Origin of the sequence: Rhodococcus sp. EPR-157 (assembly GCF_001647195.1) — a bacterium.
Classification (GTDB): Bacteria; Actinomycetota; Actinomycetes; order Mycobacteriales; family Mycobacteriaceae; genus Rhodococcoides.
Genome location: NZ_LVCV01000271.1, coordinates 1 through 25,800 on the forward strand (window position 1 = coordinate 1; position 25,800 = coordinate 25,800).

The 25,800-nt window shown below is 62.0% G+C and carries 27 protein-coding genes and 1 pseudogene; 19 read left to right on the plus strand and 9 right to left on the minus strand.

Going from position 1 to position 25,800, the window contains the following annotated elements; all coding sequences use genetic code 11:
• Positions 1-620 (plus strand): excalibur calcium-binding domain-containing protein (locus A2J03_RS12300; RefSeq protein WP_156520348.1); only part of this gene is annotated, 620 nt, incomplete at its 5' end.
• 20 nt (positions 621-640) lie between these two features.
• Here the strand turns inward: A2J03_RS12300 and A2J03_RS12305 are convergent.
• Positions 641-1,063 carry an ABC transporter permease gene (locus A2J03_RS12305; RefSeq protein WP_231912498.1) on the minus strand — a complete coding sequence of 141 codons (423 nt, stop codon included), beginning with the start codon at positions 1,061-1,063 and terminating at the stop codon, positions 641-643.
• A 244-nt stretch (positions 1,064-1,307) separates the two neighbouring features.
• On the opposite strand from A2J03_RS12305, the gene A2J03_RS12310 reads away from it, so the two are divergent.
• The 3 genes from A2J03_RS12310 (at position 1,308) to A2J03_RS12320 (ending at position 5,364) form a co-directional block, all read left to right on the plus strand.
• On the plus strand, positions 1,308-2,324 hold the full coding sequence (locus tag A2J03_RS12310) for an AurF N-oxygenase family protein (protein WP_068374004.1): 1,017 nt from the start codon (positions 1,308-1,310) through the stop codon (positions 2,322-2,324).
• A 56-nt stretch (positions 2,325-2,380) separates the two neighbouring features.
• A complete protein-coding gene (locus tag A2J03_RS12315; RefSeq protein ID WP_197480734.1) occupies positions 2,381-3,928 on the plus strand; it encodes an FAD-dependent oxidoreductase in 1,548 nt (515 codons plus the stop codon).
• Between the two features lie 203 nt (positions 3,929-4,131).
• Positions 4,132-5,364: a DUF2786 domain-containing protein gene (locus A2J03_RS12320; protein WP_068374006.1), complete on the plus strand. Its 1,233-nt coding sequence runs from the start codon at positions 4,132-4,134 to the stop codon at positions 5,362-5,364.
• A 1-nt stretch (position 5,365) separates the two neighbouring features.
• Here A2J03_RS12320 and A2J03_RS12325 read toward each other — a convergent pair whose 3' ends face one another.
• Entirely contained in the window at positions 5,366-6,358 is a 993-nt protein-coding gene (locus A2J03_RS12325; RefSeq protein WP_068374091.1) for an isopenicillin N synthase family dioxygenase, read from the minus strand.
• 93 nt (positions 6,359-6,451) lie between these two features.
• Between A2J03_RS12325 and A2J03_RS12330 the strand changes: the two genes are divergently transcribed.
• The 4 genes and pseudogenes from A2J03_RS12330 to A2J03_RS12345 all read left to right on the plus strand — a co-directional run bounded on the left by A2J03_RS12330 (position 6,452) and on the right by A2J03_RS12345 (position 8,147).
• Entirely contained in the window at positions 6,452-6,778 is a 327-nt protein-coding gene (locus A2J03_RS12330) for an ArsR/SmtB family transcription factor (protein ID WP_068374007.1), read from the plus strand.
• A 4-nt stretch (positions 6,779-6,782) separates the two neighbouring features.
• A pseudogene (locus tag A2J03_RS12335) lies at positions 6,783-7,247 on the plus strand (SRPBCC family protein); the annotation flags it as partial.
• A gap of 73 nt (positions 7,248-7,320) precedes the next feature.
• Positions 7,321-7,668: an ArsR/SmtB family transcription factor gene (locus A2J03_RS12340; RefSeq protein ID WP_068374009.1), complete on the plus strand. Its 348-nt coding sequence runs from the start codon at positions 7,321-7,323 to the stop codon at positions 7,666-7,668.
• On the plus strand, positions 7,665-8,147 hold the full coding sequence (locus A2J03_RS12345) for an SRPBCC family protein (protein WP_068374012.1): 483 nt from the start codon (positions 7,665-7,667) through the stop codon (positions 8,145-8,147). Before A2J03_RS12340 ends, A2J03_RS12345 begins: the two co-directional genes overlap by 4 nt.
• Before the next feature lie 15 nt (positions 8,148-8,162).
• Here A2J03_RS12345 and A2J03_RS12350 read toward each other — a convergent pair whose 3' ends face one another.
• The 3 genes from A2J03_RS12350 to A2J03_RS12360 form a co-directional block, all read right to left on the minus strand.
• Positions 8,163-8,522, minus strand: coding sequence for a VOC family protein (locus A2J03_RS12350; protein WP_068374014.1), 360 nt, complete (start codon positions 8,520-8,522; stop codon positions 8,163-8,165).
• A 38-nt stretch (positions 8,523-8,560) separates the two neighbouring features.
• On the minus strand, positions 8,561-9,583 hold the full coding sequence (locus A2J03_RS12355; protein WP_068374021.1) for an SMP-30/gluconolactonase/LRE family protein: 1,023 nt from the start codon (positions 9,581-9,583) through the stop codon (positions 8,561-8,563).
• Positions 9,584-9,659: 76 nt separating this feature from the next.
• On the minus strand, positions 9,660-10,613 hold the full coding sequence (locus tag A2J03_RS12360) for an EamA family transporter (protein WP_068374024.1): 954 nt from the start codon (positions 10,611-10,613) through the stop codon (positions 9,660-9,662).
• 38 nt (positions 10,614-10,651) lie between these two features.
• Here A2J03_RS12360 and A2J03_RS12365 point away from each other — a divergent pair, with 38 nt between their 5' ends.
• Positions 10,652-11,185 carry a CGNR zinc finger domain-containing protein gene (locus tag A2J03_RS12365; RefSeq protein WP_068374027.1) on the plus strand — a complete coding sequence of 178 codons (534 nt, stop codon included), beginning with the start codon at positions 10,652-10,654 and terminating at the stop codon, positions 11,183-11,185.
• Positions 11,186-11,262: 77 nt separating this feature from the next.
• On the opposite strand, the gene A2J03_RS12370 is transcribed toward A2J03_RS12365, so the two are convergent.
• Positions 11,263-11,559, minus strand: coding sequence for a LuxR C-terminal-related transcriptional regulator (locus A2J03_RS12370; protein ID WP_082897790.1), 297 nt, complete (start codon positions 11,557-11,559; stop codon positions 11,263-11,265).
• Positions 11,560-11,831: 272 nt separating this feature from the next.
• Between A2J03_RS12370 and A2J03_RS12375 the strand changes: the two genes are divergently transcribed.
• From A2J03_RS12375 to A2J03_RS12390, 4 genes are all read left to right on the plus strand, one after another.
• Positions 11,832-13,022, plus strand: a complete 1,191-nt coding sequence (locus tag A2J03_RS12375) for a TetR/AcrR family transcriptional regulator (RefSeq protein WP_231912499.1) — start codon at positions 11,832-11,834, stop codon at positions 13,020-13,022.
• Between the two features lie 90 nt (positions 13,023-13,112).
• Positions 13,113-14,288: a hypothetical protein gene (locus A2J03_RS12380; RefSeq protein WP_068374033.1), complete on the plus strand. Its 1,176-nt coding sequence runs from the start codon at positions 13,113-13,115 to the stop codon at positions 14,286-14,288.
• Complete coding sequence (locus tag A2J03_RS12385; protein WP_068374036.1) at positions 14,285-15,679, plus strand: outer membrane protein assembly factor BamB family protein; 1,395 nt, start codon at positions 14,285-14,287, stop codon at positions 15,677-15,679. The genes A2J03_RS12380 and A2J03_RS12385 overlap by 4 nt, the downstream gene beginning before the upstream one ends.
• A gap of 66 nt (positions 15,680-15,745) precedes the next feature.
• A complete protein-coding gene (locus A2J03_RS12390) occupies positions 15,746-16,558 on the plus strand; it encodes an acyl-CoA thioesterase (protein ID WP_068374038.1) in 813 nt (270 codons plus the stop codon).
• 3 nt (positions 16,559-16,561) lie between these two features.
• Here A2J03_RS12390 and A2J03_RS12395 read toward each other — a convergent pair whose 3' ends face one another.
• A complete protein-coding gene (locus A2J03_RS12395; RefSeq protein WP_068374040.1) occupies positions 16,562-18,157 on the minus strand; it encodes an ABC-F family ATP-binding cassette domain-containing protein in 1,596 nt (531 codons plus the stop codon).
• A 308-nt stretch (positions 18,158-18,465) separates the two neighbouring features.
• On the opposite strand from A2J03_RS12395, the gene A2J03_RS12400 reads away from it, so the two are divergent.
• The 4 genes from A2J03_RS12400 to ehuA are packed head-to-tail and all read left to right on the plus strand — an operon-like array spanning position 18,466 to position 21,545.
• Positions 18,466-19,356: an ectoine/hydroxyectoine ABC transporter substrate-binding protein EhuB gene (locus A2J03_RS12400; RefSeq protein ID WP_068374051.1), complete on the plus strand. Its 891-nt coding sequence runs from the start codon at positions 18,466-18,468 to the stop codon at positions 19,354-19,356.
• Positions 19,357-19,379: 23 nt separating this feature from the next.
• Positions 19,380-20,111: an ectoine/hydroxyectoine ABC transporter permease subunit EhuC gene (gene ehuC / locus A2J03_RS12405; protein WP_068374054.1), complete on the plus strand. Its 732-nt coding sequence runs from the start codon at positions 19,380-19,382 to the stop codon at positions 20,109-20,111.
• Positions 20,108-20,752 carry an ectoine/hydroxyectoine ABC transporter permease subunit EhuD gene (gene ehuD / locus A2J03_RS12410; RefSeq protein WP_068374061.1) on the plus strand — a complete coding sequence of 215 codons (645 nt, stop codon included), beginning with the start codon at positions 20,108-20,110 and terminating at the stop codon, positions 20,750-20,752. Before ehuC ends, ehuD begins: the two co-directional genes overlap by 4 nt.
• Positions 20,753-20,783: 31 nt before the next feature.
• On the plus strand, positions 20,784-21,545 hold the full coding sequence (gene ehuA, locus A2J03_RS12415) for an ectoine/hydroxyectoine ABC transporter ATP-binding protein EhuA (RefSeq protein ID WP_068374063.1): 762 nt from the start codon (positions 20,784-20,786) through the stop codon (positions 21,543-21,545).
• A 13-nt stretch (positions 21,546-21,558) separates the two neighbouring features.
• Here the strand turns inward: ehuA and A2J03_RS12420 are convergent, their stop codons facing one another.
• Positions 21,559-22,470: a bile acid:sodium symporter family protein gene (locus tag A2J03_RS12420; protein ID WP_068374065.1), complete on the minus strand. Its 912-nt coding sequence runs from the start codon at positions 22,468-22,470 to the stop codon at positions 21,559-21,561.
• A gap of 144 nt (positions 22,471-22,614) precedes the next feature.
• Positions 22,615-23,265: a SanA/YdcF family protein gene (locus A2J03_RS12425; protein ID WP_442971347.1), complete on the minus strand. Its 651-nt coding sequence runs from the start codon at positions 23,263-23,265 to the stop codon at positions 22,615-22,617.
• A 124-nt stretch (positions 23,266-23,389) separates the two neighbouring features.
• On the opposite strand from A2J03_RS12425, the gene A2J03_RS12430 reads away from it, so the two are divergent.
• Both A2J03_RS12430 and A2J03_RS12435 read left to right on the plus strand, forming a co-directional pair.
• On the plus strand, positions 23,390-25,015 hold the full coding sequence (locus tag A2J03_RS12430) for a long-chain fatty acid--CoA ligase (protein ID WP_068374077.1): 1,626 nt from the start codon (positions 23,390-23,392) through the stop codon (positions 25,013-25,015).
• Positions 25,016-25,293: 278 nt separating this feature from the next.
• Positions 25,294-25,800 (plus strand): condensation domain-containing protein (locus A2J03_RS12435; RefSeq protein ID WP_156520349.1); only part of this gene is annotated, 507 nt, incomplete at its 3' end.

The following is a 25,800-nucleotide window of genomic DNA, read 5'->3' on the forward strand; positions in this document are numbered from 1 at the left end:
GTCCGTTGTTCGGGAAGATCATCGGCTGGGCAGCGCTTGTGATCGGTCTTGTGATCCTGCTGGGTTCACTCGTCGATTTCTCACTCGCAGGCTTCGTTGTCGGCGTATGCGCCGCGGCGGCGGGTGGTGCGTATCTGTTCGGCAAGCCCTCTCGTGGCCGAATCATCTGGGCGACTCCTGCCCTCGCCACACTCCCAGCACTCGTTGCGTTCGGGATCGGCGGTGCCACGACCGACCGCGAGGACGCTCCGGAACCCGCAGCTTTCGCTGCCCCGGCAATTGCCGACGTATCCACGACAACCTCCCGAAACACTACGACCACCCCTGCAACAACGACCACCACGATCGCGCCGACTCCAGAAACCGTGACCGTCTATACGCCGCCTCCGCTGACCACGACGCAGTATGTACCAGCGCCCGCCCCTGCGCCGGTGTACATCGCCGAGCCGGAGCCCGTCTACGTGCCGCCGGCACCCATTGTCGCCGAGGCTCCCTCGTTCGTGATCTATGCAAACTGCGATGCGGTGAGGGCTGCGGGCGCTGCACCGATCTATGCCGGCGATCCGGGGTACAGCATCAAACTCGACCGCGACCAGGATGGCGTCGGCTGCGAGAAGTAGACGCCTTTCGACGAAGTGGACTAGGCAAACCCGCGACGTCTTGACGTCTCCGTGCGCGGGGCAGTTCGCTGGAACGCGGCGATGATCGACCCGAGGATCGCCAACGGAACAGCGATGAAAAGCAAGCTCCAGTAAGTAGTCGAGGCCCAGTTCTCATACCCGGCGAGCGACAAACCGACGAGTGCCGCGACGGCACACCACGAAACCCACTTTCGTACTGCCAATGCCGCCACCACGGGCGGGGTCGCGAGCAACAGCCCCACACCGACCAGTGGCCATACCCCCAGCACGTCGACAGCACGGTCATCGCACCGATAGGAAGATCTGCTTTCGCCGATCTTCGAGCACGACAACGAGAAATCAGCCAAGAACGACGAAGCCCCGACCCACACGGGCAAAGCGAACGCGACCACGGCCAGGGCCCACCAGAGTGCTCTCGTCACGGCCGCAGCCTAGTCGACATGGCAACGGATTTCGGCCGGGCAAGCGATCTCACTCGCCGCTCTTCGGGTTGTTTCTGTGCTGATCCCGGCGGCCGAAGACCTGCATTCGCGCATCTCCTCCGAAGGGGCCAGGCCGTCCGCTACCAGGTCAGAGAAGCACTCACAAGAAAGTTCCAGTTTCACTTCCATTTGGTGATACTTCGAGTTACATTAAACCTATGTTCGCACCACGTAGGGAGAAGCGATGACAACGACGTCAGTAGATCAGCGGCGCTCGATCGACACCGACGCGGAGACAGAGCAGTACAACGAGACTCTGCGACTGCTGTCCGAGGGCTCGGTACACAAGCATTTCGATCCGTACGTGGACATCGACTGGGATTCGCCCGAGTTCGAGGTCACCGCGAACGACCGACGGTGGATCCTCCCGTCCAAGACAGATCCGATCGGCGGCCACGCCTGGTACCAGGCACTCCCCGCGGATCAGCAGATCGCCATCGGCATGTGGCGTCAGGCCAACGTCGCGAAGGTCGGTCTGCAGTTCGAGAACATCCTCATTCGCGGGATGATGCAGTACGTCTTTTCGTTGCCGAACGGTGATCCCGAAGCACGCTACTGCACGCACGAGTCCATCGAAGAGTGCAATCACACGCTGATGTTCCAGGAGATGGTCAATCGCGTCGACGCCGATGCGCCGGGCATGAGCCGTCCGATGAAGATGCTCTCCCCGATCATTCCGTTGTTCGCGACGCTCCTTCCCGAGCTCTTCTTCGTCGGCGTCCTCGCCGGTGAGGAGCCGATCGACCACATCCAGAAGTCCGTACTGCGGTCCGGTGAAGAGATTCATCCGATCATGCAGGGCGTCATGGCTATTCACGTGGCCGAGGAAGCACGCCACATTTCCTTCGCGCACCAGCTCCTGCGTCGCCGCGTTCCGAAGATGTCCAAGATCGGCCGGTTCTTCCTCTCGCTCGCATTCCCCATCACGATGCGAATCCTGTGCGATGTCATCGTCATCCCGCCGAAGAAGTTCTGGCAGAAATTCGACATTCCGAAGTACGTCAAGGACGACCTGTTCTGGGGCACCGAGGAATCGCAGCACACTTTGCAGGACTACTTCGGTGACGTGCGAATGCTCGCCACCGACACCGGCATGATGAATCGCGCTGCGAAGCTCGTATGGAAGCTGTGCGGAATCGACGGCAAAGCCTCGCGCTTCCGCAGCGAACCTGACCGCAGCTCGAGCCAGTTCGCAGCCTGATCCGTAATCCACAGCGCCAGTTAGCTTCATAGCAGCGCCTGCCGTCAGGAAACGTCATGCCCCACGTTGTCACCCAATCATGTTGCAGCGACGCGTCGTGCGTGTACGCGTGTCCTGTCAACTGCATCCATCCGACACCGGACGAGCCGGACTTCCTGACGGCAGAGATGCTGCATATCGACCCGACGTCCTGCGTCGACTGTGGCGCCTGCGTGTCAGCGTGCCCGGTCGATGCGATCGTCCCGACGTCGAAGCTGACCGAAGCGCAGCTCCCGTTCCTGACGATCAACTCCGACTTCTACAAGCAAGAACGTCCGGACCGGCCGCTGCTTGCACCGGTGTCGCCGGCTCCGGTCGTCACGAAGGAGCGCCAACCCCTTCGCGTCGCGATCGTCGGATCAGGCCCTTCGGCCATGTACGCCGCGGACGAACTGCTCACGCAGCCTGGCGTCAAGGTCGACGTCTACGACCGGCTCCCCCAGCCGCACGGTTTGGCACGTCTCGGCGTAGCTCCCGACCACGAGAAGACGCGACAGGTCTCGCGCCTGTTCGATCAGATTTCCGCCCAGTCCGGGTTCGAATTCCACCTCGGGGTCGAGGTCGGGACAGACATCACTCACGATCAACTCCTCGAGGACCATCACGCGGTGGTCTACGCCGTCGGCGCTTCGAAGGATCGTGAGCTGACGATCCCAGGCGCCGATCTGCCGGGACGAGGGTCTGCCACCGATTTCGTTGCCTGGTACAACGGTCATCCCGATCATGCGCACCGCCGATACGACCTCTCGCACAAGCGCGCCGTCGTCATCGGCAACGGCAACGTCGCACTCGATGTCGCGAGAATCCTGACGATCGATCCGGATCGCCTCGTGGGCACGAACGTCCCTGCGCATGCTCTGAAGGCGCTGCGCGAGTCGAACATCGAAGAAGTCCTCGTCGTCGGCCGCAGGGGCGTCGCTCAGTCGGCCTTCACGGTTCCCGAATTCGCAGGCCTACTTGCAACTCCGGGCATCGACGTATCGATGCACCGCGACGAGATGATGCTCGACGCCGCCACCGACAGCCTGGCCGAAACAGACGATCTGCCACACGCAGTGGCGCAGAAACTGAACCTGCTGCGCCGCGTGGACGACATCTCGGGCAACGATCACAGGCGAATCGTGCTGCGATACCTGCTCTCCCCCACATCTATCCGCGGCGAAACGGCGGTCACGGGTGTGCAATTCGATCGCATGACTCTCGAAACCGCCGCAGACGGAACGGTCCAGTCCATTCCGACCGGCGAGGTCGAGACGGTCGACGCCGGGCTGGTACTCACCTCGATCGGATATCGCGGCGTTGCACTGCCAGGAGTTCCGTTCGACGATCGACGCAGCATCATCCCCAACGACGACGGTCGCGTACTCGATGCGCCCGGCGGCGATGTCGTTCGCGGCACCTATGTGACCGGCTGGATCAAGCGTGGGCCGTCGGGATATATCGGAACCAACAAGTCGTGCGCCCAAAGCACTGTGCTCAATCTCGTCGCAGACTTCAATGCCGGCCTGCTGCCGGACATCGAGATCGCGCCCGAGCGGCGCAGGCCCTGGCGTCGCCGTCGGTGAGGGGTTGTCGGCTCCGCCTCCAGTGGCACGGTTGAGTGCACTAGCGCCTACTTAACCGTGCCAGTGGCGCGGAGCGCTCGAGTCTTGCCGAACCTCCGCCATCTGTCACCGGAGAACATGTCGGTCCCACTTGATACAACAGAACGGACACCGACTCCAGCACCCCCTCACTGGGCGTCGGCCCATACTCGACGAGGGGAAACATGAACGTTCACGCTTTGACCCGCACGATGGACGCAGATCGCCTGATGGCCTCGGGAGTTTTCTTAGCGGCTGACCCGATGACGTCGGGTGCTGCCCTGAGACGATTCGTCGATCAGATCGTCGAACTGGAATCGAGTCGATCATCGGCAGGCATGGACGGCCGTTGCATCACGTACGCGGATTCCGTGTTGTCGGACATTTTCGAGCGCGGTTGGCAACCAGCCGAGTTGATCCACGTCATCAAGCGTCGGCTCGACAAACACGCCATACCGTTGCTCGAGGCCTTGATCGGATCGCACTGCAGGCGCACACTCGCACTTTCGAATGCTCCTGACGAATGGCGCGGCCAATTGCGTGATCTCGGAATCGATCCGAGCACAGATCTCGTCCACTGCAGAAAGTTCTCGCGAGTGGAGCCGCGAACGTTCTGGCTCAACCTGTTTCGACTGCTGGCCCAGCTGCGGTTGCTTCCGTCCATGACCGTCGTCGTTCCACCGCCGTCACGATGGAGTATCCGTAGATCTGCACCGACCTCACATCGCCCGGACATCAAGATCCTGAACAAGATCCGCGGACTGCTCGCGAAAGCCGAGTCATCGACGTTCAGCGAGGAATCCGACACGTTCGCCGCGAAGGCTCAGGAGTTGATGACTCGGTATGCGATCGACAGCGCGGTCGTCGATGCCGCCGAAGGATCGAGGCTCGACGCGATGGTGGTGACGAGACGAATCACCGTCGACAACCCCTACGCCGATGCAAAAATGCAATTGCTGTCGAGCGTAGCGACCACCAACGGCGCCAAGACGGTGTGGTACAAGAAATTCGGCTTGATCAGTATCACCGGCATGCCCGTCGATCTCGATCTGTGCGAACTCCTGTACACATCGCTGCTCGTGCAATCCGCCCGGGCACTCGACCATGCGGGCACGGATCCCGCAAGTCGCTCCCGAGGGTTTCGACGAGCGTTCCTTCTCGGCTATGCCTGGCGGATACGAGAACGACTGGCGGAAGCCCGCGCACGAGCCGATCGCTCGGCCGGCGAGACCTATGGTTCCTCTTTGGTACCGATTCTCGCCGAGCGGGATAATGCGGTCACATCGGTCTTCGAGGACTTGTTCCCGAAACTCGAAACCGTCAAGATCAGCGTCTCGGACAGGCTAGGTGTAAGTCAGGGACGGAAGGCAGCCGAACGTGCCGACCTCACCGGCGGGCGAGAGCGGATCGAGGAGTAGCTCAGTACGCCGATGCCTTGCCCGCAGGCATGATCCCATGATGCAACTCTGCGACGTCGGGGTGGGCACGCGTGCGCGACTTCCACGCGTTCTCACCGTACGTCGAGAAGATCGGGTTGTCCGGATCAGCCTCGACTCCCCGCGATCGCGCAGCAAGTTCTTCCGGTAGCGGCACGATCGGTACGACGGCATCCAGCGCAGGGCTGAGAAAGAACGGAACCGACAACCGGTCGACTCCGGGTTCAGGTGCCAGGACACGGTGACGGGTCGCGCGGAGATACCCCTGCGTCGCAACTTCGAGGAGCTCGCCGATGTTGACGATGAAGGCGCCGTCGAGTGGTGGCACGTCGATCCACTGGTTTGGGGCCAGCTCGACTTGCAAACCCCTCGAACCAGGTTCGACGAGCAACAATGTCAAGACCCCGGAATCCTTGTGTGCGCCGACGCCCTGCGGGTTCTCCGCACTACCCGGGTACCGAACCACTTTCATCAGGGTTGCGGGACGGTGCGCGAAGGCGTCGTCGAACACGCCTTCATCCGCGCCGAGCGCTCGTGCCCACTGGCGCAACAGTCGTAGACCGACGCCGGACATCTTCTCTTCCCAGGCAGTCATCGCAGGCTCGAGTTCAGGCAGAGCCGACGGCCAGAGATTCGGGCCCTGCAGGTTCCAATAGCCCACGGCGTCGGCGATCGGCTCACGTTCCGGACCGATATCGATTTGTTCGCGCCAGTCACGTGCCCCGTTGGTGAGTTCACCGCCGAGTCTCGAGTAGCCGCGGAAGTGCGGGCTCTTCAGCTGTGAGATCTCGTTCTTCTCGTCGTCACCCAAGGCGAAGAACCGGCGAGCCAGCCCGAAGATTTCGTCGACTTTCCTCTCCGGCACACCGTGTCCGACGAGGTAGAAGAAGCCTGACTCGTGCGCTGCGGCCAAGAGCTCCGAGCGAAAGGTGTCGGGGTCGCTGTCTGCGGCCGCCAGATCGAGAACCGGAAGCATGGTTCCCAGTATCGGCTCGTCCATCGCGTCACGCCACCAGCTCTCCATCACTTAGCCCTTGTGCTAACTATCTCCGGACTGATACTTTGCCTTATGGCTCAGCAAACAGCCCATCTGGACGACGTCTTCCAGGCGTTGTCCGACCCCACCCGCCGTGCCGTGATCGACCGACTCGGACGCGGCCCTGCGAGCGTCAGCGAACTTGCCGAGCCGTTCGACATGGCACTTCCTTCATTCATGAAGCATGTTCGAGTGCTGGAACAGGGCGGCTGGATCACGACGAACAAAGTTGGTCGAGTACGCACCTGCACACTCGACGCGACGCCATTCTCGGCCGTCGAAAGCTGGCTGCAGCGTCAACAAGAAATCTGGGAAGCCCACACCGACCGCCTCGAACGGTTCGTCACCAATCAGGAGTAACGACATGACACAGTCGACCGCACCCTCACTCGATCTCACCGTTTCTCGCATCATCAAAGCGCCGAGAGCCGCGGTATGGGCAGCCTGGACGACCCCGTCCCAACTCGAGCAGTGGTGGGTGCCCGCACCGGCCTCCTCACGAGTTGTCGACCTCGAACTTGTTCCCGGCGGATCCTTCGTTACCGAGATCAGTGATGACGGAATCGAATTCGGTCCTCATATCGACGGCTGCTTCCTTGCCGTCGACGCACTGGAACGACTCGTGTTCACCACAGCGCTCGTTGCCGGATGGCGCCCCGCTGCCCAACCGTTCATCACAGCGTCGATCACGTTCGCCGACCACCCGGAGGGCACCGAGTACACGGCACTGGCAATGCACAAGGACGGCGCCGACGCCGCCCAGCATCGAGATCTCGGCTTCTACGACGGATGGGGAACGGTGACACGCCAATTGGCCGAGTTCACCGAACACTCACACGCCCCGGAGGCAATCAACCGCTGCCCCTTGACCGAGGACAACACATCTCGTAATCTACAACCAAATGGTTGTAGATGATGTCAGTGACGCCGACCTCGATCGCCTGTTCCAGGCGTTCGCAGATACCACTCGGCGAGACATCGTGTCGCGGGTACTCACCGGAGAGCATTCGGTGTCCGGCCTCGCTGCTCACTACTCCATGAGTTTCGCAGCCGTGCAGAAACACGTTGCGATATTGGAACGCGCTTCGGTCGTGAAGAAGGAGAAGCGCGGACGGGAGCAAATCGTGCGAATTCACCTGCTGGGCATCGAAAGAGCACGAGCACTGCTGGACGAGTACGAAACGATCTGGCGACAACGCGTTGATCGAATTGCCGACATTCTCACCGACGACGAGGGAGACCCTTCATGACTGTGATCAGCACGAAACAGAACGCCGAGGAACTGAGCTTCACCATCGTCGCCGAGTTCGATGCGAAGGTCGAACGTGTGTGGCAAATTTGGGAGGATCCACGTCAGCTCGAGCGGTGGTGGGGACCCCCGACGTGGCCCGCAACCTTCGAATTGCTCGAGTTCACACCCGGCGGCATGGCCAACTACTACATGACGGGACCGGACGGCGAAAAGGCCCGCGGCTGGTGGCGTTTGACGTCCATCGATGCGCCCAGAACACTGGCTTTCGACGACGGGTTCGCCGACGACAATTGGGAACCGGTCGAGTCGCTCGGCGTCACCCATGCGGTCGTCACTCTCGACGACGTCGACGGTCGAACCCGAATGACCATCACGTCGAAGTTCGACAACGCCGATCAAATGCAGAAGATGATCGAGATGGGTATGGAAGAGGGCATGGGCCAGGCGATGGGGCAGATCGACGACATCCTGCGCTGACACGTCCCTGCAGCGTCAGGACGACGCCCACACTCCCAGTTCGTTTCCGCTCGGATCCGTGAAATGGAAGCGTCGTCCACCGGGAAACTCGTACGGCCCGTTCACCACCGCACCACCAGCAGTGGTGACGGCGTCGACGGAGGCATCCAGGTCAGCCGAGTACAGGAGCACCAGAGGACCACCCGACGGCTGAGGTTCCTCGACCTGCGCCAGACCGCCGACCTCGTCGCCATCCGCACCTTTGATGCCCGCGTATGCGGGGCCGTACTCGTTGAACTCCCAGCCGAATGCCGCCGAATAGAAGTCACGGGCAGCGGTCAGATCCGTGACGGATAGCTCGACATAGTCGATGCGATGGTGCGCATGGTCAGTCATGCCGCGACCATACCCAGAGCATCCGACAGAAAGATCGTCTACTCCGGAATGGAGCTGACGGTGAACGGCTCGACCGGCTCGCCTCCACGCTTGTCGAACTGACTGTTCACCACGAGGAGCCTGTCCTCCGTCGCAGCCACGGTCGTCGGGTACGCGAACGACGCGTCGGTGATCTCACCGACCACACGACCGGATCTTCCGTCGTCGGACAGATCGACCCGAGCGATGACGCCGTCGCGGTTGCGCACTACGTACAGCGTGTCGTCGTCGAGTTCGAGACCATCCGCGTTCGACAAGGTCGTGCCGCCCAGATCGACCTGCGTAATTTCTTTCGACCGGACGTCGATGCGGTACAGATTTCCGGTCGACGACTGTGCAACGACGAGTGCGTCGTCGTCCACCTCGACGATGCCGTTCGCATTGAACCCCTCGCCGTACGCGAATGGAGATCCGGTGAAGTCGACGAACGATTCCAGCGGTCCGTCCTGTGCCCCGTCGCGAACTTGCTCGGCGGGGATCCGAAACAATGCGGGACTGCGGGAGTCGGTGACGAATGCATCGCCGTTGTCTGCGATCACGACGTCGTTGAGGAAGGTTGCGTCCTCACCGAGGCCGTTGGCGAAGGTCCCCACCAGTGCCCCGGACATACTGTCGTACACCCAGACCTTGCCCGTCGCGCCGCCGGCGATCACCAGCCTGTTCACATCGTCGCCGTCATCACCGTCGGACACATCGATTCCTGCAGCCCCGGTGCGTCCGTCCGCCCCGCCGGGCAGGAAGACCTCCAGCTCGGATGTGCCGAGCCTCCCGCGGAACACAGCACCGTCTCCCGTCGAAGTCACGTAGAACGTGTCGTCGTCCGCGGTGATTCCCTCGGGAAAGACACCAGATCCGGGCAAGGTGTACACATCGGCATTCGACGACGCCTGCGTCTGCGTGGACTGCCCGGTCGACTCGGCTGTGGGTGTGGGTGCCGTGGGAGTGGGCTCAGAGGAACTACACGCTGTGATCAGAAGCGCGGCGGCGGCGATGACTGGTAGCGCGAGGGAGGCACGGTTCACCCTCTCGAGTGTTCCATATGTCCGGTTGGCGCGGCCCTCGTCGAGCTTGCACGTCGTCGATTCCTGATGTCGATCGTCAGGGAGTATCGACTGCTCGCGGCTCCCCCAGCTTGACGACGATGACGCCGGCGAGGATGAGCAGACCGCCGGCAACTTGGACTGCCCGCGGAGTCTCGCCGAGGAGCAGCCATGCGAAGACCAGTGCCGAGAGTACTTCGGTGAGTCCGATGAACGAGGCGAGGCGAGAACCGAGTCGCCGGATCGCGGCGATGCCGCAGACGTACGCCACCGCCGCCGTCACGACGCCGAGTCCCAGGACCGATATCCACCACGGCATCGTGAGACCGGCGAGCAGCACGTCGTCGGCGGTAGCGAAGAACGGGACGATTCCGACCAATCCCGCCAGCAGCAGAATGATTCCGCCGCAGAGCAATCCGGCCGCAGCGAGCGTCAACGGTGGCAACCCGTTGCCTTCGTCGGCGGACATGATCCAGTACACAGCAGCACCGGCCATCGCCGCGAGGGCCCACACCACACCGACCGGGTCGATGGATGCGCCGGAGACGAGATCGAGCACCAGAATCAATCCGACGGCGGCCAGCGCGGCACCCGCAACAGTCTTCAGCGTCGGACGTTGCTTGTGCCGCAACCACATCCAGCTGATCACCGCAATCGGGGAGGTGAACTCGATCAGCAAGGCGACGCCCACCGGCATGTAGCCGACGGCGTTGAAGAACGCCAACTGACAACCCGCGACCGCGAATGCTCCGTACGCAAGGATTATTCCGGCATTGCTCGACAGCAGACCCCAGCGACCACGCAACGCCAACACGCCCGGAATCAGCAGCACCGCCGCGGCGATGAGAATCCTCGATGTAACTGCAGCGCCGGCAGACCAACCCGCGTCGAGCAAGCTCTTCGCCAACGGTCCCGACAACCCGAACGCTGCGGAGGACACCACTGCCAAGCCGAGCCCCGAGGCGAGCCGGGAGGGCGGCCGAACAGCTATGTCATTGGTCAAAGAAGTCATGGACCATGACACTAGGGACCGCAAGGTAAGGTGTCAACATGGTTTTCACTCATGACACGGAGGGTGCGCTGACGTCGGCGGTCGCTCTGGTGAATTCCGGCGAGGACCCCGATACGCTCACCACACGGGAGCAGCTGTCGGCCTTCTTCGTCGAACAGGGCTACACCGGCCGCTTCGATGGCGACGAGGTCGAACTCGAGGCCGTCCGAAATCTGCGCCCGTCGCTGCGTCGCCTGCTGACCAGCGATCGGGACTCCGCCGTGCAACTCGTGAACACGATCCTGTCCGACGCCCGTGCTTTGCCGAGACTGGTACGCCACGGCGAGATGGACTGGCACCTGCATGCGGTGAGCGATGATCGCCCACTCGCAGACCGCATTGCCGTCGAAACGGCGATGGCGATGATCGACGTCATCCGCGCCGATGAGCTGTCACGGCTCGACATCTGCGCGGCAGACTGCAACGGAATCGTTCTGGATCTCTCGCGCAACCGTTCGCGCAGATTCTGCAGCACGGCGTGCGGCAACCGCGAAGCGGTCGCGGCCTACCGAACCCGCAAATCCGGCCTCTGAGCTACCTGCGCCCGAGCTGATCGCCGGTCGTCATTTTCCACGCACGATCGGGACGCTGTCCGCATGCTATGACCCCATCACAGCTCGTCGAGCCCGATCAGGCCGTCCTGAATTGCCCGCGCCAGCAACGAGGCCTTGGTCGGAGCGGGCCGACCCGCACGGTGATACTTCGTGCGGATCCGAGTGAGGTGCGTATTCACCGTCCCAGGTGCGATGAACAGTTGCTGCGATACAGCCGACTTGTGGTCGTTCCTGATCCACGTCAGCAGAACTTCGACCTCGCGGGCACTGAGTCCCGGATCGGCCCGACGCGTCGGGCCCGTCAGATTCGGCGACTGGACGAGATAGGAGGGGAAATGCGCTGCGACGCTCATCGATCGTCCTTGGTGTCCGGGCGCCGCCGAGTTCGATCGGCGACGCGGGTGTGGTCGGACATCAATGGAATCTCAGAATCTCCGCAGGTTCACTCCGCCACCTGAGTGTGTGAGCACTCAGGTGATAGCAATGACTCTCACCGAACGCTGTGAACTGCACGCTCTTGCCCTACAGTGGCAATCCGACATACAGCGGAATTCGACAGGGGGCCACGTTGACCGACCACGACGGTCCAACTCGTCAATTCATCGACGCGGGGATTCGGTATCTCGTGAGCAACCCCAGGCAGGTGCTCGACCGGGGAATTCGCAGCGAGGACATCGTCCACCATGCGAACGCGTCGCAAGCGACGTTCTACCGAAAATTCAACACCAAGGCCGATTTCATCGACGCCGTCGTCACCGAGCTCACGAGCTTCGAACGTGCCTCGGCCGAAGACATCGAATATCTCGTCGATTCAACGATGCAGGCGCACGAGAATTCGCTGCGTCCCGCGGTGCTCGCGATCGTCAACCGCTGGTTCGCCGGCCTCACGGACGACACGTCGACAGCAACCGACCTACTGGCCCGAGTATTCGGCAGCGACTACGCAATCAAGACCGACTACGCGAGACGGGACAAGCTCGCACTGTCCGCATTCGAGGCGCTGTTCCGTACGACGGACGCGGCGCTGCGGCGTCCGTTCACCACCCGAACATTTGCGATCGCGGTGAATGCACTACTCGACGGGTTCCGCAGCAGAAGCGCAGTCGACCCCGAAGCGGTCACGGCCGATGCGGTGGCAAGCGCCCTTCTGGCCCTGATCGGTTCCGCCGTCGACACCTCTGGTGGCCACCAGCACCTGGACGACATGATCGAGCCCATCGAAGGTTCGACTCCCACACCGATGCCGCGCGACCCCCGTACAGCCATCATCACGGCCGCACGAATCGAACTGGGCAAGCGCGGCTACTTCATGACGAGATTGGACGACATCGCTGACGACGCCGGTGTTCCGCGTGCCGCGTTGAAAAAGCTGTTCCCGACGAAACTCCACATTCTCGTGGCCGCACTGCAAGCCAAAGTCGACGCGCTGCGGGAAAGCGTGGCCGACGACCTGTTGATCGGGTTGGACGACGTCACGGTCATAGACAACTTCCTACTCCGTTGCGCTCAGCTTGCCGCGGACGAAAGTGCTTTCATGGACGCACTGTTGGTGGCTGTCGCCCACGACACTTACGGCGAACCTGAGGGCTTGATGTCGGTGAAGCAGAAGCTGAACATCCCGGCCATCATCGGGCCCATCATTGAGCGGGGTCAGGACAACGGGACCCTAGCGCTCATCGGCACGCCTGCGGACCTGGCGGCAGGTATCACCAACACCCTCCTCATGCGATGTTTCACACGACGAAACGTCAGTCCCGAGGAGAATGCGGCGTTCGTCGGTGACTTGCTCCTTCGCGGCTTGAAGCAGGCTCGGTAGTTGAATCGTCACGTCGCTCGTTAACAAAACGAATGGTATCAATAGACTACTCGGCTACCGCCGGAGACGATCTCTACCCGAACGAGGACAATGACCGAGCATGCACCGCCGCGCCGGCCCGACGCCGTCGTGACCACTTTGGTCATCATTTCCATCGTCGCGACGGGAATCGTCGTCGCCGGTCTGACAGCCACACCGGAGGAGCCGCAACTGACGGTTCAGCCTGTCGCACCGGCATCGGAGAACCCGCCATTGGCAGAGGAGTACGAGTACGTCACCCCGGAAGTGGAGTACCCGACGACGATCCCCGGATGTGACACCGTCGACCAGCCTGTAGAAGCGACGTACTCGTCCTACTTCGGGACGATCTTGCAGAGTTACGACAATCCGATCGCGCCATGGTTCAGCGGCCCGAAAGCGCATCTCATGTCGCACGCACTCCTCGCTGCACTCCCATCGGGAATCACGTTTCAGGACGGGATCATTCCGTATTTCGATCCGATTCCCGTCTACGAGGGAACGACCGAAGAGACTGCGATCGATTCGACGAGTGCATACGGATCGATTCGCGCCGACACCGGAGACGGCTATCTCAGCGTCGGCGTCGGCCAGACCGACGGCGGTGTACCGCCCTGCATCGCAGGCGATGTCGACGAGCGAACGACTATGTCCGACGGTACCCTTGTCGACACCCTGACCACCTGGTATGAGGTCAACGGTGATCGGACCTACGAGCGCAGCGCCGTCGCCTATCGCCCGGACGATTCCGTGGTGTCGGTCTACACATCGGTCCCTGCCCAGGAAGACGCTCTGCCGCTCTCGCGGGACGAGCTGATCGACATAGTCACCGCGCCCGGGTTGGAGACCTCCACCACTCCCCCACCCGGGACCCCGGGAAACATCTCGGAGTGCAGCCCGTCCACGCTGACCGAATCGACTCGCGAGTACACCGTTTCCGATGTCGCAACCTTGGATACCGCTCTGCGCCAGGCTGATACCGCTACTCTTGCACCATCGCCACCGCTCGGATCACTGCGCACGAGCGGATGGGGCGGCGGGCTCTGCCAGGTCGTGAACAGCGCAGCAGGCGTATTGACGATCGCGATCAGCGATGACCCGCAACCCGAGCCCGGCTATGCCGTGACCGGCTCCACGGTGTCGTTGCCGTCGCCTTCCGGGATAGGAATAACGATCACCACCGAGCTTCCGTGGGATCGAGCGGATCTCGAAAGACTCGCCCTGACACCCGGATTGGATCTACCGTGAATTCCTCTGTGCAACGTGCCATCGCGGGAGCCGTCGCCGTCGTCACGGTATCTGCGGCGGCGGTGGTGCTGATGCAGGACCGCTCGACGACGATCAAGCGCATCACCGACGCCTCACCTGCCGCACCCGGAGTGGCGTGGGTGACGGAAGTGTCGGCAAGCGGAATGGACGGCGCGACGTTCTCCGATCCCCGAACCGGTTCGATGTATCCCTGGGGCCCGGGCTCGATCCGCATCGACGACATGCTGCTGACGCTCGCGGTCACTCCGGAAGGTGATGGCATGAACTCCGACGCCGTCATTGTCGCCGTCGATGCGGCCAGCGGCGCTGTGAAGTGGACGTCGCCCGCATTCGAACTCGCGTCGTGCGCAGAGCAACCGATGGACGGCATGCTTGTCTGCCACAGACCGTCGTACAGCGAACAACCCGGCCTGGTCACCTTCGATCTGACCACGGGTGAATCGCACACGATAGAGACCGCACCCGAGATAGTCGCCGCGACAGTCGCCAACGATCGCCTGTACATCGCCGAGGGCGACCTCGAGGGCGCACAAGTCACGCTCCACCGCGGAACGCTCGACGACTACGACGCGGATTGGAGCACACCGATCGCAGTATCAGCAGGGTGGGAAGATCCGTATGCGGACAGGCTGCTAGTGGGTCCCGAGGTCGGGAGTTTCGACGTGGGTGGGGGCTTTGCCACTTTCGACGCGCAGACCGGCAAGGAGATCTGGTCGACGGACATCCTGGACGACTGCGTGATTGCCCAGTACCGAACAGCGGGCGATCTGGCAGTTGCGTCCGACTTCGATTGCGATGCAACCTCTTCCGAAACAACCGGATCGACCGCATCGACTCGAAATGGAGAGGAGCTGGCGACCTATCAGGGGTCTGCCGAGCACTATCTGTCGATCGACGAGCCCACCGACTCCAGCGTTCCTGTGGTCCTGGGCGACACGGCATTCGATCGGACTACCGGCGAAGAGCTGTGGCGCAACGATCTTCTCGTCTTCGACGATCCGGGAGACGAATGGAACGAACCCCGCATCAGAGGCACGTTGGTCGCTGTGGCCGGCGACATCGGCATCCTCCGCTTCGACGACAACACAGTCGGCATCGATCTGCGTACCGGGGGTCAGCTGTGGAGTTCGGCCGAAACATGGACCCTGATGGCCCACGATCGCGACTCGGTCCTCGCCTACGGCGGGGGCGAACTCGTCGCCCTCGACTCTCACACCGGACTTCGTCTGTGGACGGCCGAATTCGCCAAGATGACCAGCGATGCCGGAACCTCGTTCGAGACCTACGTCGGCGGAGGGGATGGAACCTACGTCCTGCAGTCGGGATCGATGCTGGTGAAGCTGTCACCCTGCCGTCGTGACACCGGGTGACACCGAGCCTTCGACGCTGTGGCTACTATGACGCTTGGCATAGAACCAGAGCGGCCAGGGAGAGCAATGAACGAGGCTTCGAACACGACACACCCCTTCGACGACGCGTTGGAGCTTCACAGCGTCACCCCCGGCGTCTATCTGGGCCGCACGTCAGCGCCCTACAACAACATGGTCGGCCCGTTCGGTGGCCTCACGGCGGCGACCTTCATCAGTGCTGTTGGGCAACATCCGGATCATCTCGGGGACCCGGTGTCGCTGACCATCAACTTTGCCGGCCCGATCGCCGAAGGTGAGTTCGAGATCTCCACTCGCGCGGTGCGCACGAATCGCAGCAACCAACACTGGTATCTCGAGCTGAGCCAGAACGGCGAGGTTGCGACAACCGCCACGGCCGTGTTCGGCACCCGCCGCGAAACGTGGGACGACGACGAAGCCTCGCCGCCGTCGGTGCCTGCACCGTCCGAACTCTCCGTCGGCGGCTTCCCGGAGTTCATCGCCTGGGCGCGAAACTACGAGATGCGTTTTTCTGCCGGTGCGTTGAGCGAACAGGAATCCGCCGACTCGGCCATAGCGCTCTGGGTCCGAGACACACCCTCACGTGCGCTCGATTTTGCTTCGCTCACCTCGATGTGCGACATCTTCTACCCCCGGGTGTTCCAGCGACTCGGCAAATACGTTCCCGCTGGGACGATCTCGCTGACCATCCACTACTTCGCCACTGCCGAGGATCTCGAGACGCAGGCCGATTCCTTCGTGCTCGCGCATGCCCATTCCCGACGCTTCCACCGGGGGTATTTCGACCAGTCGGCCGAACTGTGGAGCAGCGACGAAAAGCTTTTGGCTACAAGCCATCAGGTGGTCTACTACAAGAGCTGAGGCTCATGCCATCTGAACGCCTGCAATTTCGTCGACCCCACCCTTACCATCGAACGACAGCTGACGGAATGCGACCTTCTCGACGAAGAAGCGATCGTGACTCACCAGGATCACCGCGCCGGGAAACGCCATCAGAGCGCGCTCGAGGACCTGGGTGCTCTGCAGGTCGAGGTGGTTGGTCGGCTCGTCGAGCACGATCACGCCTGCGCCGAACAACAGGCACTGCGCCAACGCCACTCGCGCTTTCTGCCCGCCGGACAGCACCCCGATACGCGTCTTGAGATCCATCTCGGAGAACTGCAGCAGCGTCAGGAAGCGATTGACTTCCTTCTTCGTAGCCGTCAAAGCAAGGCTGTCGGGCATCGCATTGACCGAATGGGTGACGGTGTCGTCGAGGTCCAGGTCGGCAAGCACCTGGTTGTAGTAGATGAACGACGGCGCCTTCGTCTTCCACTTGATCTTTCCACTGTCCGGTTGTTGCGCACCGGTGAGGATGTCGACCAACGTCGTCTTGCCGCAGCCGTTCGGTCCGGTGATGGCGATCCGGTCACCCCGGTGGATACTGAAGGACACATCGCGGAACAATTGTTGCTCGCCATAGCTTTTCGAGATCCCGGAGATCTCGGCCAGATTGTCGTGCACATGCAGTCCGCCGTAAATGGCGGTGACGACAGTATCGACCGGCCTGGGGTTCTTGCTCTTCTTGATGTTCGCGAGTCGGCGCTTGAGCACACCGCTCGGATTCTTGACCGCTTCCTTGCGATCGCTGATTGCTTCCTGCTCGTACGCCAACAGCTGCTGTTCGTTGCTGAACTCGCGTTCGAGGTTCTTGAGTCGAAACTGTTTCTGCTGAACGTAATCGGAGTACGTGCCGTCGTACGTCTGGAGATGATGGTTCTCGATCTCGACGATGCCGGTGACGACCTGCTCGAGGAAATGACGATCGTGCGACACGACGAGAAGCGCGCCGCGGAAGTCTCGCAGCCATCGTTCGAGCCACGCGATACCGGCGACGTCGAGGAAGTTGGTCGGCTCGTCGAGTAGCAATACATCGGGCGATTCGATGAGAATCTTGGCGAGCGCGGCGCGGTTTCGCCAGCCACCGGACAACCGTCCGACGGGCAGATCGCGTCGTTCCGCAGTGAATCCGAGCATCGAGAGCACCGTGTCGATCTGCTGGTGGTACGTCCAGCCACCACTGTTCTCCATGGCATCCAACAGTTCCGCCTGGCGGTCGACCAGTGCGTACATCTGCTTCTCGTCGAGGTCGCCGCCGAGTGCCGCTTCGACCTCCGCGAGCTCGAGTTCGACCTTGTGCACAACGCTGAACAGCGATTCGAGCTCTGCTTGGATACTGCGATCACCGTCGAGCTCGGAGAACTGGGAAAAGTAGCCGATCCGCGCCCCTTCGGTGACGTCGACCGTCCCGGTGTCGGGCGCTTCACGGCCCAGCAGGAGTTGCAGCAGTGTCGTCTTTCCGGTGCCGTTGCGCCCGATCAGGCCGATGCGATCGCCGTCCGCAAGGCGGAAGAACACCTCGCGCAGCATCACCTTGCCGTCGTATCCCTTGGCAACGTCGTTCAAGCGGATCCAACTCAAGGTGAAGCAACTCCTGGGATACGGGGGCCTGCGGTCCGACCACTCTAACTGTCGGGGGCGCCATCATCGTTACGCGTTCGTGTCCAGGGCCGAAAAAGGTCCTTTGGTCTGGTGTTTCACGGGCGAAACGTGCGCATCGCTCGACCAGGGACGGTCCGTTTTCCGATGGCAGGTATGTCTACCGTGCTACGTTCGGCGACAGTAAAGAAATGTAAAAACAAACGAATATCGTCGACCGGCCGACACGAAGCTTCACCGCACAACAGTGTCGGACCAGCGTCTCGACAGTGACCGGAAGGCTTGGCCCCATGGCACACACCGTGCTGAACAATTTCTCGACCCGTCGAATTGTCACCGTGATCGGCGGCGCCGCCCTCGTTGCCGCCAGCTTCACTGCGTGTACATCGACCACACCGGCCGACGGGGAAGACCGACTCCAGTCGCTCCGTGATGCCGGGACCATAACTGTCGGAGTTGCAGGCGAAGCGCCCTACAGCTTCGAAGAGAACGGCGAATTGACCGGCGCCACAATTGCTTTGCACAAGCGAATTTTCGGGAATCTGGGCATCGACACCGTCGAAGGTGTCAACGCCGACTTCGGCGCGCTCATCCCCGGCTTGCAGGCCAACAGATTCGACGTCGTCAGCGCAGGAATGTCGATTCTTCCTCAGCGGTGCGAACAGGCCGCATTCGGCGATCCCGAATTCAATTACACGACAGCACTGATGGTTCCCGCAGGCAACCCAGCTGGTTTGACGGACATGCAGTCGGTCGCCGACAGTGGACTACGTCTTGCGACGATGACGGGTGCCATCGAGTCCGACTATGCCCAGGCACTGGGAATCTCGAGTACTCAGGTCGCAGCTCCGCAGGACGGCATGGACGCCGTGACCTCTGGCCGCGCCGACGTGTTTGCCTTGACCGCGATTTCGTTGAACTGGATGAAGACCAACAACCCCGATGCACCGGTGGATGTCACCGAGTCGTTCGTCGCCACCATCGACGGCGAACCGCAGGTCGGTGCCGGTGCCACGGTCTTCCGCACCGACGACACCGAACTCCTGGCCGCATACAACGAGGAGCTCGCCAAGATCACCTCGGACGTCGACGAGTACCTCTCGGTTGTCGGCGAATTCGGTTTCACTGCCGAGGAACTCCCCGATCCGAGCTTGACCACCGCGATTCTGTGCGAGGGATAAGTCTTTCGGCGAACTGACCTCACATGAACGACAACATCGACACCTTCCTGGATTCGTGGCCGCGAATCCAGGAAGGAATGCTCACCACCATCTACCTCACTCTCGGCGGCGCTGTTCTCGCGTTCGTGCTGGCACTCGTACTCGGACTCGCGGCCGGTAACCGTCACCTCTACGTACGCGGACCGTCACGAGTCGTCGTGGAGTTCTTCCGCGGGACCTCGCTGCTCGTGCAGCTGTTCTGGCTCTTCTACGTGTTGCCGCTCCTCGGTTTTCAACTCGATTCGATGTTCTGTGCCATCCTTGCGCTCGGGTTGAACTACGGCGCCTACGGTGCCGAGGTCGTTCGGGGGTCGATCGCCGCGGTTCCGAAGCCACAGTGGGAGGCCGCACTCGCGTTGAACTTCACCTCGTGGCAACGCTTACACCGAGTCGTGTTTCCTCAAGCCTGGGTGCAGATGATCCCGCCGCTCACGAACCTGCTGATCCAACTCCTCAAAGGCAGTGCGCTGGCGAGTTTCGTTCTGCTGCAGGATCTGACCTATCAGATCGAGCAGCTACGACGGGGAACGGGCGACACGTTGTTCGCGTTCGGTATCGGTTTGATCCTCTACTTCGTCATCGCCTACATCCTCACGTTGTTCATGAACGTGCTCGAGGTCCGCGCCAAGGGGCGCCTCGGTAGCGGACCGTCGCTACGTGAAGTGCTGAGCCTGCGCCCGGAGCGGATCGATCAGAACGTGGGGGTGGGTCGATGACCGCCAACTGGAGCTGGGATCGCGCCTTCGACTCCCTTCCCTTTCTGCTGGAGGGTTTCAAGATCACCCTCCTGGCCACCGTCATCGGATTTGTCGTTGCGGCCGTTCTCGGTCTCGTGATCGCGGTCATTCGTCATGCGGGTCCGAAGATCGTCACAGTGCCGCTCAGGATGGTCACCGAGTTCATTCGGTTGACCCCGTTGATCGTGCAGCTGCTGTTCGCGTACTACTTGCTGCCACAGTTCTCGGCACTTCAGATCGGTATCGCTGTCCTGGGTATCCACTATTCGACGTACATGGCAGAGGTGTATCGAGCCGGCATCGACGCGGTGCCGCCCGGTCAGTGGGAGGCTGCGACTGCGCTGTCGCTGCCCAGCACACGGACGTGGAGAGCCGTCGTTCTTCCACAGGCGATCAGAAGCACGACGCCCGCCCTCGGCAACTACGCGATCTCGATGTTCAAGGACACACCGTTTCTGTTCGCGATCACCGTCGTGGAACTGGTGACGGCCGCGCAGCAGTACGGCGCCCGCACGTTTCAATACCTCGAACCGATCACGATGGCCGGTGTCATCTTCCTGCTGGCGAGCTACCCGACATCGATCTTGATCAGAAGACTGGAGAAGTCTCTTGCCTACTAGTGATGCGCCCGTCGAACAGTCGGCCGGCCCCATGATCCGGTTCGACAAGGTCGTCAAGAAGTTCGGCGCCCACGTCGTGCTGGATCATTTGGATTTCACCGTCTCTCGCGGCGAACGCGTCGCATTGATCGGTCCCAGCGGGTCCGGGAAGACGACGATTCTGCGCCTGCTGATGACCATCGAGAAGGTGAGCGACGGTGTCATCTGGATCGAGGACGAGCCACTGACCCATCAGCGCAAGGGTGACAAGCTCGTCGCGGCATCGGAGAAGCACCTCCGGGCAGTCCGTACCAAGATCGGCATGGTGTTCCAGCAGTTCAATCTGTTCCCCAATATGACAGTTCTGCAGAACATCACCGAGGGGCCTGTTCACGTACTGGGCAAGTCGAAAGCCGAAGCCACCGAACGGGCTCGCGAGCTTCTGAAGACAGTCGGATTGTCCGACAAGGAAAACAGCCACCCGACCAAACTGTCGGGTGGTCAGCAGCAGCGAGTGGCCATCGCCAGAGCGCTTGCCATGGACCCGGACATCCTGCTTCTCGACGAGGTGACATCGGCACTGGATCCCGAGCTCGTCGCCGACGTACTCGACATCCTCAGGACCATCGCCAAAACCACGGATATCACCATGCTGATCGTGACTCACGAGATGGGATTCGCGCGCGACGTCGCCGATCGTGTCCTGGTTTTCGACGAGGGCAAGATCCTCGAGGAAGGCACACCCACGGACATCTTCAGCAACCCGCAGCAGGAGCGCACTCAGAGGTTCCTGAAAGCTGTTCTGGCCGAGTGAGCCGCGTTCGTCGCTACAACTTATCTGTCGTCCTGTCGGCTTTGGTGTCGACGGCCTGAGTATTTTCGGACCGCCTGTGCTTGCTCGTGATCAGGTAACCGAACGCGGTAGCGAAGATGTACATGAACACCGAGTAGACGGCGCTCGGGATCGCCACCTCGGCACTGTCTAGCACGCTCAACGCGACGGTGAGTGCGACGGTGGTGTTGTGGATGCCCACCTCCATCGAGCTTGCGATGGCCTGCTGTTCGTTGAGCCTGAGCAGCCTGGCACCGGCGTAGCCGATGGTGATGCTGACAAGGCAGAAGATGCCGGTCACCAATCCGACCTTCTGCAGGTACTCGCCGATGTTTTCGCGCTCGCCGAGTAGCGCACCGAGGGAGACGACGACCAGGACCGCTATCGAGAAGATCCGTACCGGTCGATCGGCGCGTTCCGCGAACTGCGTCGACCGGTGCCGGACGTACATGCCGATGGCAACCGGAATGAGCACGATGGCAACGACCTGCGCGACCTTGGCGAACTGCAGGCCGAGTTCGCCTTCGGCATCGAAGTACGCGATGGCAAAGTTGGTGATCACCGGGATGGTCACCGCTGCCAACACCGAGTTGACGGCGGTCAACGTGATGTTGAGTGCGACGTCTCCGCGGAAGAGATGACTGAAGAGATTGGCGGTGGTTCCGCCCGGTGATGCTGCCAGCAACATCACTCCGACGGCCAGCAGCGGGTCCAGATCGAAGGCCTTGATCAACCCGAATGCGATGAGCGGTAGAACGAATATCTGTAGCACCAGTGCAACCACGACTGCCCGGGGTGAACGTGTGACCCGCCTGAAATCGTCGATGGTCAGCGACAATCCGAGACCGAACATGATGACGGCGAGCGCAATCGGCAATCCGGTCGTAATCAGAGCTGAGTCGTCCATCGCTTCTCCTTCGGGGCGTTGCGGTCCTCGGCCGCCGCCGGGAAGGCCAGAACGTCGCGGACAGGTTAACCCGGTTCGCGCGGCGGCACCATCGAATCGCCGACAGAATCCACCGGCCTGCGAAATGCAGCGACGGCTACAGGGTCAACGACCAGCGATGAGCGTGTCGTCGGGCGGTGTCTGGACTGCAGGTGGTCGGCCGGACATGAGGTCCAGAACCACCTTGGGCCGCGCGAGCCATTCGCGTCCGAAGTTGCGCGCCACTGCCATCGCGTTGCAGTCACACTCGGCGTCGACTCCTTGCGCATCGATGCCCGCGTCCCGGCACAGGGCGACTGCGCGCGAGACGTGCAAACCCTGGCTGACCACCAGTGCGTCGGTGACGCCGAACGTTTCCGCTGCTCGAACGCACGAGTCGTAGGTGTCGAGTCCATGTCCGTCACCGACGATGATGCTGGCGTCGACGCCCGCGTCGACGAGATAGTCGGTCATCGCGGCAATTTCGTTGCCGGATGCCCCGTTCGCGTCACCGGACACCAGAATTGCCTGCGCCCGACCCGATTCGACCAGGTCGACGGCGGCGTCGAGACGTCCGGTCAGGAACTTCATCGGCTTGCCGTCGCGAACCTGCGACCCCAGGACGAGGACCACCGGGGCTTCCGGTGCGTCGGCGACATCGTGGACCCGACCGAACGATTCGTACGCCACCCAGCCGGCCGAGCCGAGCACGACAGCCAACACGAGGGCACTACCGGCACCGACGAGGCGTACGAGCTTGCCTCCCACTCTTCTCACGAGCCGGAAGCCTACGGCGATGGTCTGTGGGTGCCCTGTGAGTGCTATGAGAAAGATGAATCCGTAGTGTGGCAGATGTGACGCACAGCACACGAGTAGGCCGGACCCGAGGAGTGGCATACACATGAAAAGCACCATGCAGGACGCCCCACTGTCCATTGGGCAGCTTGTCCGATTCGGGACGTCGATCCACTCCTCCGCCGAGGTCATCACGTGGAGCGAGACCGGCCCGACGACGGTGACGTTCGGCGAATTGGGCAAGCGCGCAGCTCAACTCGCGCACGGACTCCGGTCGATCGGCATCGACGGGGACCAGCGAGTCGCCACGTTCATGTGGAACAACTCGGCCCACATGGAGGCCTACATGGCGGTACCCGCCATGGGCGCTGTGCTGCACACGCTCAACATTCGCCTGTTTCCCGAGCAGCTCACCTATATTGCCGAGCACGCCGAGGACCAGGTGATCATCGCCGACGCGAGCCTGCTTCCGTTGCTGACTCCATTGCTGCCGACCATGTCCACCGTTCGACATCTGATCGTCGTCGGTGTCGACCCATCGGACGTGCGGGCGCCGGAAGGCCTCGAGGTGCTCGGCTACGAGGAACTTCTGGCCGGTCAGCCCGAGGACTTCGACTGGCCCGAGCTCGACGAACGTTCCGCTGCTGCAATGTGTTACACCTCCGGCACGACGGGAGACCCGAAGGGCGTCGTCTACTCGCATCGCTCTATCTGGCTGCACTCGATGCAGGCGTGCATGACGGACGCCATGGCCATCGCACAGTCCGACAAGGTGCTGGCGATCGTGCCCATGTTCCACGCGATGTCGTGGGGACTGCCCTACGCTGCACTCATGGTCGGGGCGTCGCTGATCATGCCGGACAAGTTCCTGCAGCCTGCGCCACTTTCCGAGATGATCTCCACGCTGCGTCCCACTGCCGCAGCGGCCGTCCCGACGATCTGGCAGGCGCTCTACGCTCATCTCGGAGAGCATCCGATCGACCTCTCGTGCCTGCGCGACGTCGTGGTCGGCGGCAGCGCGTGTCCGCCGAGCCTGATGCGCGCGTTCCACGAGGAATACGGCGTGCACATCACCCAGGCGTGGGGCATGACCGAAACGTCCCCGCTGGGGACCTCGGGACGTCCGGACGCCGGGTTGTCCCCCGAGGACGAGTTCGACCTACGGTGCACGCAGGGAAGATTCGTGGCCGGTGTCCGCGCGCGACTCGTCGACGATGCGGGCAAGGAGCTTCCGTGGGACGGCAAGCAGGTGGGCGAGCTGGAGGTGCGCGGTCCGTGGATCACCGGCAGCTACTACCGAAACGACGCGCCGGACAAATTCGACGACGGTTGGCTCCGAACCGGCGACGTCGGCACCATCGCGCCCGGCGGCTATCTTCGCCTCACCGACCGATCCAAGGACATAATCAAGTCCGGCGGCGAGTGGATCTCTTCGGTCGAACTCGAGAACCACGTGATGGCACACCCTGCCGTGAGGGAGGCCGCGGTCATCGGCGTGCCGGATCCGAAATGGGATGAGCGGCCGTTGGTTGCGGTTGTCGTGCGGGACGGCGTGACCGTATCTGCCGAGGAGTTGAAGAAGTTTCTCGACGGGCGGGTCGCGCATTGGCAGCTCCCCGAACGATGGACCTTCATCGAAGAAGTCCCGAAGACCAGCGTCGGCAAGTACGACAAGAAGCGACTGCGCAGGTCGCACGCGGACGGAGGGTTGGACGTCATCGAGTTGGTGTAGCGAGACCGTACGAAAGACCGAGGCCGGCGGCCCCGAGCATCCGCTCGGGGTCGCCGGCTGTCTGCCTGCACGTCGTCCCTGAGCACGTACACCGTCGGACGTCGCGGCGGAGGTTAATTGCCGAGACTCGCTAAACAAACCTTAAGTTCAACTCGAAACTGGTTATGCCGTACATCGGTACGCAAAGCGCCGTCGCAACCTTCCTCGAGTTTGCTACCGTTCTCTCGGGGTTCCGGGTAATCGGATAGGAAAGGGCGCAAAGTTGCGCGGGGGGAATTGTGACGGATTCAAATCAGGTACTCGGGTTCGTGACGTTGGACGACAACTACGAAGAGCCGTTCGACTTGACGTCCTCGCAGTACGCCATGTGGCTGGCACAACAACTGCATCCGCATGCTGCGCACAGCGTGGCGCACTACATGGACGTACGCGGTGACCTGAACTTCGATCTCCTCGTCGACTCGGTACGCATCACCGCCGCCGAAACTGGTTCGCTGCTGACCCGCCTCCTCGCCCCCGGCGATGGGCAGGACGGTCCGCACACCGTGCGTCAGTTCGTCGATGCAGCGATCCTGCCCACCGAGCTCGAGTACCACGACCTCACCGCGTCCCCCGACCCGATCGCGGCTGCACGCGAATGGATGAACGCGGAGTTCACGGCACGAATCGACCTGTACTCCACTCCACTGTCCAGGTCGGCCGTCCTGAAAGTCGGTCACCTGCGCTACTTCTGGTACGCCCGAGCACACCACACCGTGATCGACGGGTTCGGGTCGGCGGTGGTC

What these genes read in the sequence shown, in the direction of transcription:
- A2J03_RS12310 (WP_068374004.1), top strand. Translation starts at nt 1,308, where the DNA reads ATGACAACGACGTCAGTAGATCAGCGGCGCTCGATCGACACCGACGCG.
- A2J03_RS12315 (WP_197480734.1), top strand. Translation starts at nt 2,381, where the DNA reads ATGCCCCACGTTGTCACCCAATCATGTTGCAGCGACGCGTCGTGCGTG.
- A2J03_RS12320 (WP_068374006.1), top strand. Translation starts at nt 4,132, where the DNA reads ATGAACGTTCACGCTTTGACCCGCACGATGGACGCAGATCGCCTGATG.
- A2J03_RS12325 (WP_068374091.1), bottom strand. Translation starts at nt 6,358, where the DNA reads ATGCTTCCGGTTCTCGATCTGGCGGCCGCAGACAGCGACCCCGACACC.
- A2J03_RS12330 (WP_068374007.1), top strand. Translation starts at nt 6,452, where the DNA reads ATGGCTCAGCAAACAGCCCATCTGGACGACGTCTTCCAGGCGTTGTCC.
- A2J03_RS12340 (WP_068374009.1), top strand. Translation starts at nt 7,321, where the DNA reads ATGGTTGTAGATGATGTCAGTGACGCCGACCTCGATCGCCTGTTCCAG.
- A2J03_RS12345 (WP_068374012.1), top strand. Translation starts at nt 7,665, where the DNA reads ATGACTGTGATCAGCACGAAACAGAACGCCGAGGAACTGAGCTTCACC.
- A2J03_RS12350 (WP_068374014.1), bottom strand. Translation starts at nt 8,522, where the DNA reads ATGACTGACCATGCGCACCATCGCATCGACTATGTCGAGCTATCCGTC.
- A2J03_RS12360 (WP_068374024.1), bottom strand. Translation starts at nt 10,613, where the DNA reads ATGACTTCTTTGACCAATGACATAGCTGTTCGGCCGCCCTCCCGGCTC.
- A2J03_RS12365 (WP_068374027.1), top strand. Translation starts at nt 10,652, where the DNA reads ATGGTTTTCACTCATGACACGGAGGGTGCGCTGACGTCGGCGGTCGCT.
- A2J03_RS12370 (WP_082897790.1), bottom strand. Translation starts at nt 11,559, where the DNA reads ATGAGCGTCGCAGCGCATTTCCCCTCCTATCTCGTCCAGTCGCCGAAT.
- A2J03_RS12380 (WP_068374033.1), top strand. Translation starts at nt 13,113, where the DNA reads ATGACCGAGCATGCACCGCCGCGCCGGCCCGACGCCGTCGTGACCACT.
- A2J03_RS12390 (WP_068374038.1), top strand. Translation starts at nt 15,746, where the DNA reads ATGAACGAGGCTTCGAACACGACACACCCCTTCGACGACGCGTTGGAG.
- A2J03_RS12400 (WP_068374051.1), top strand. Translation starts at nt 18,466, where the DNA reads ATGGCACACACCGTGCTGAACAATTTCTCGACCCGTCGAATTGTCACC.
- ehuC (WP_068374054.1), top strand. Translation starts at nt 19,380, where the DNA reads ATGAACGACAACATCGACACCTTCCTGGATTCGTGGCCGCGAATCCAG.
- ehuD (WP_068374061.1), top strand. Translation starts at nt 20,108, where the DNA reads ATGACCGCCAACTGGAGCTGGGATCGCGCCTTCGACTCCCTTCCCTTT.
- ehuA (WP_068374063.1), top strand. Translation starts at nt 20,784, where the DNA reads ATGATCCGGTTCGACAAGGTCGTCAAGAAGTTCGGCGCCCACGTCGTG.
- A2J03_RS12420 (WP_068374065.1), bottom strand. Translation starts at nt 22,470, where the DNA reads ATGGACGACTCAGCTCTGATTACGACCGGATTGCCGATTGCGCTCGCC.
- A2J03_RS12430 (WP_068374077.1), top strand. Translation starts at nt 23,390, where the DNA reads ATGAAAAGCACCATGCAGGACGCCCCACTGTCCATTGGGCAGCTTGTC.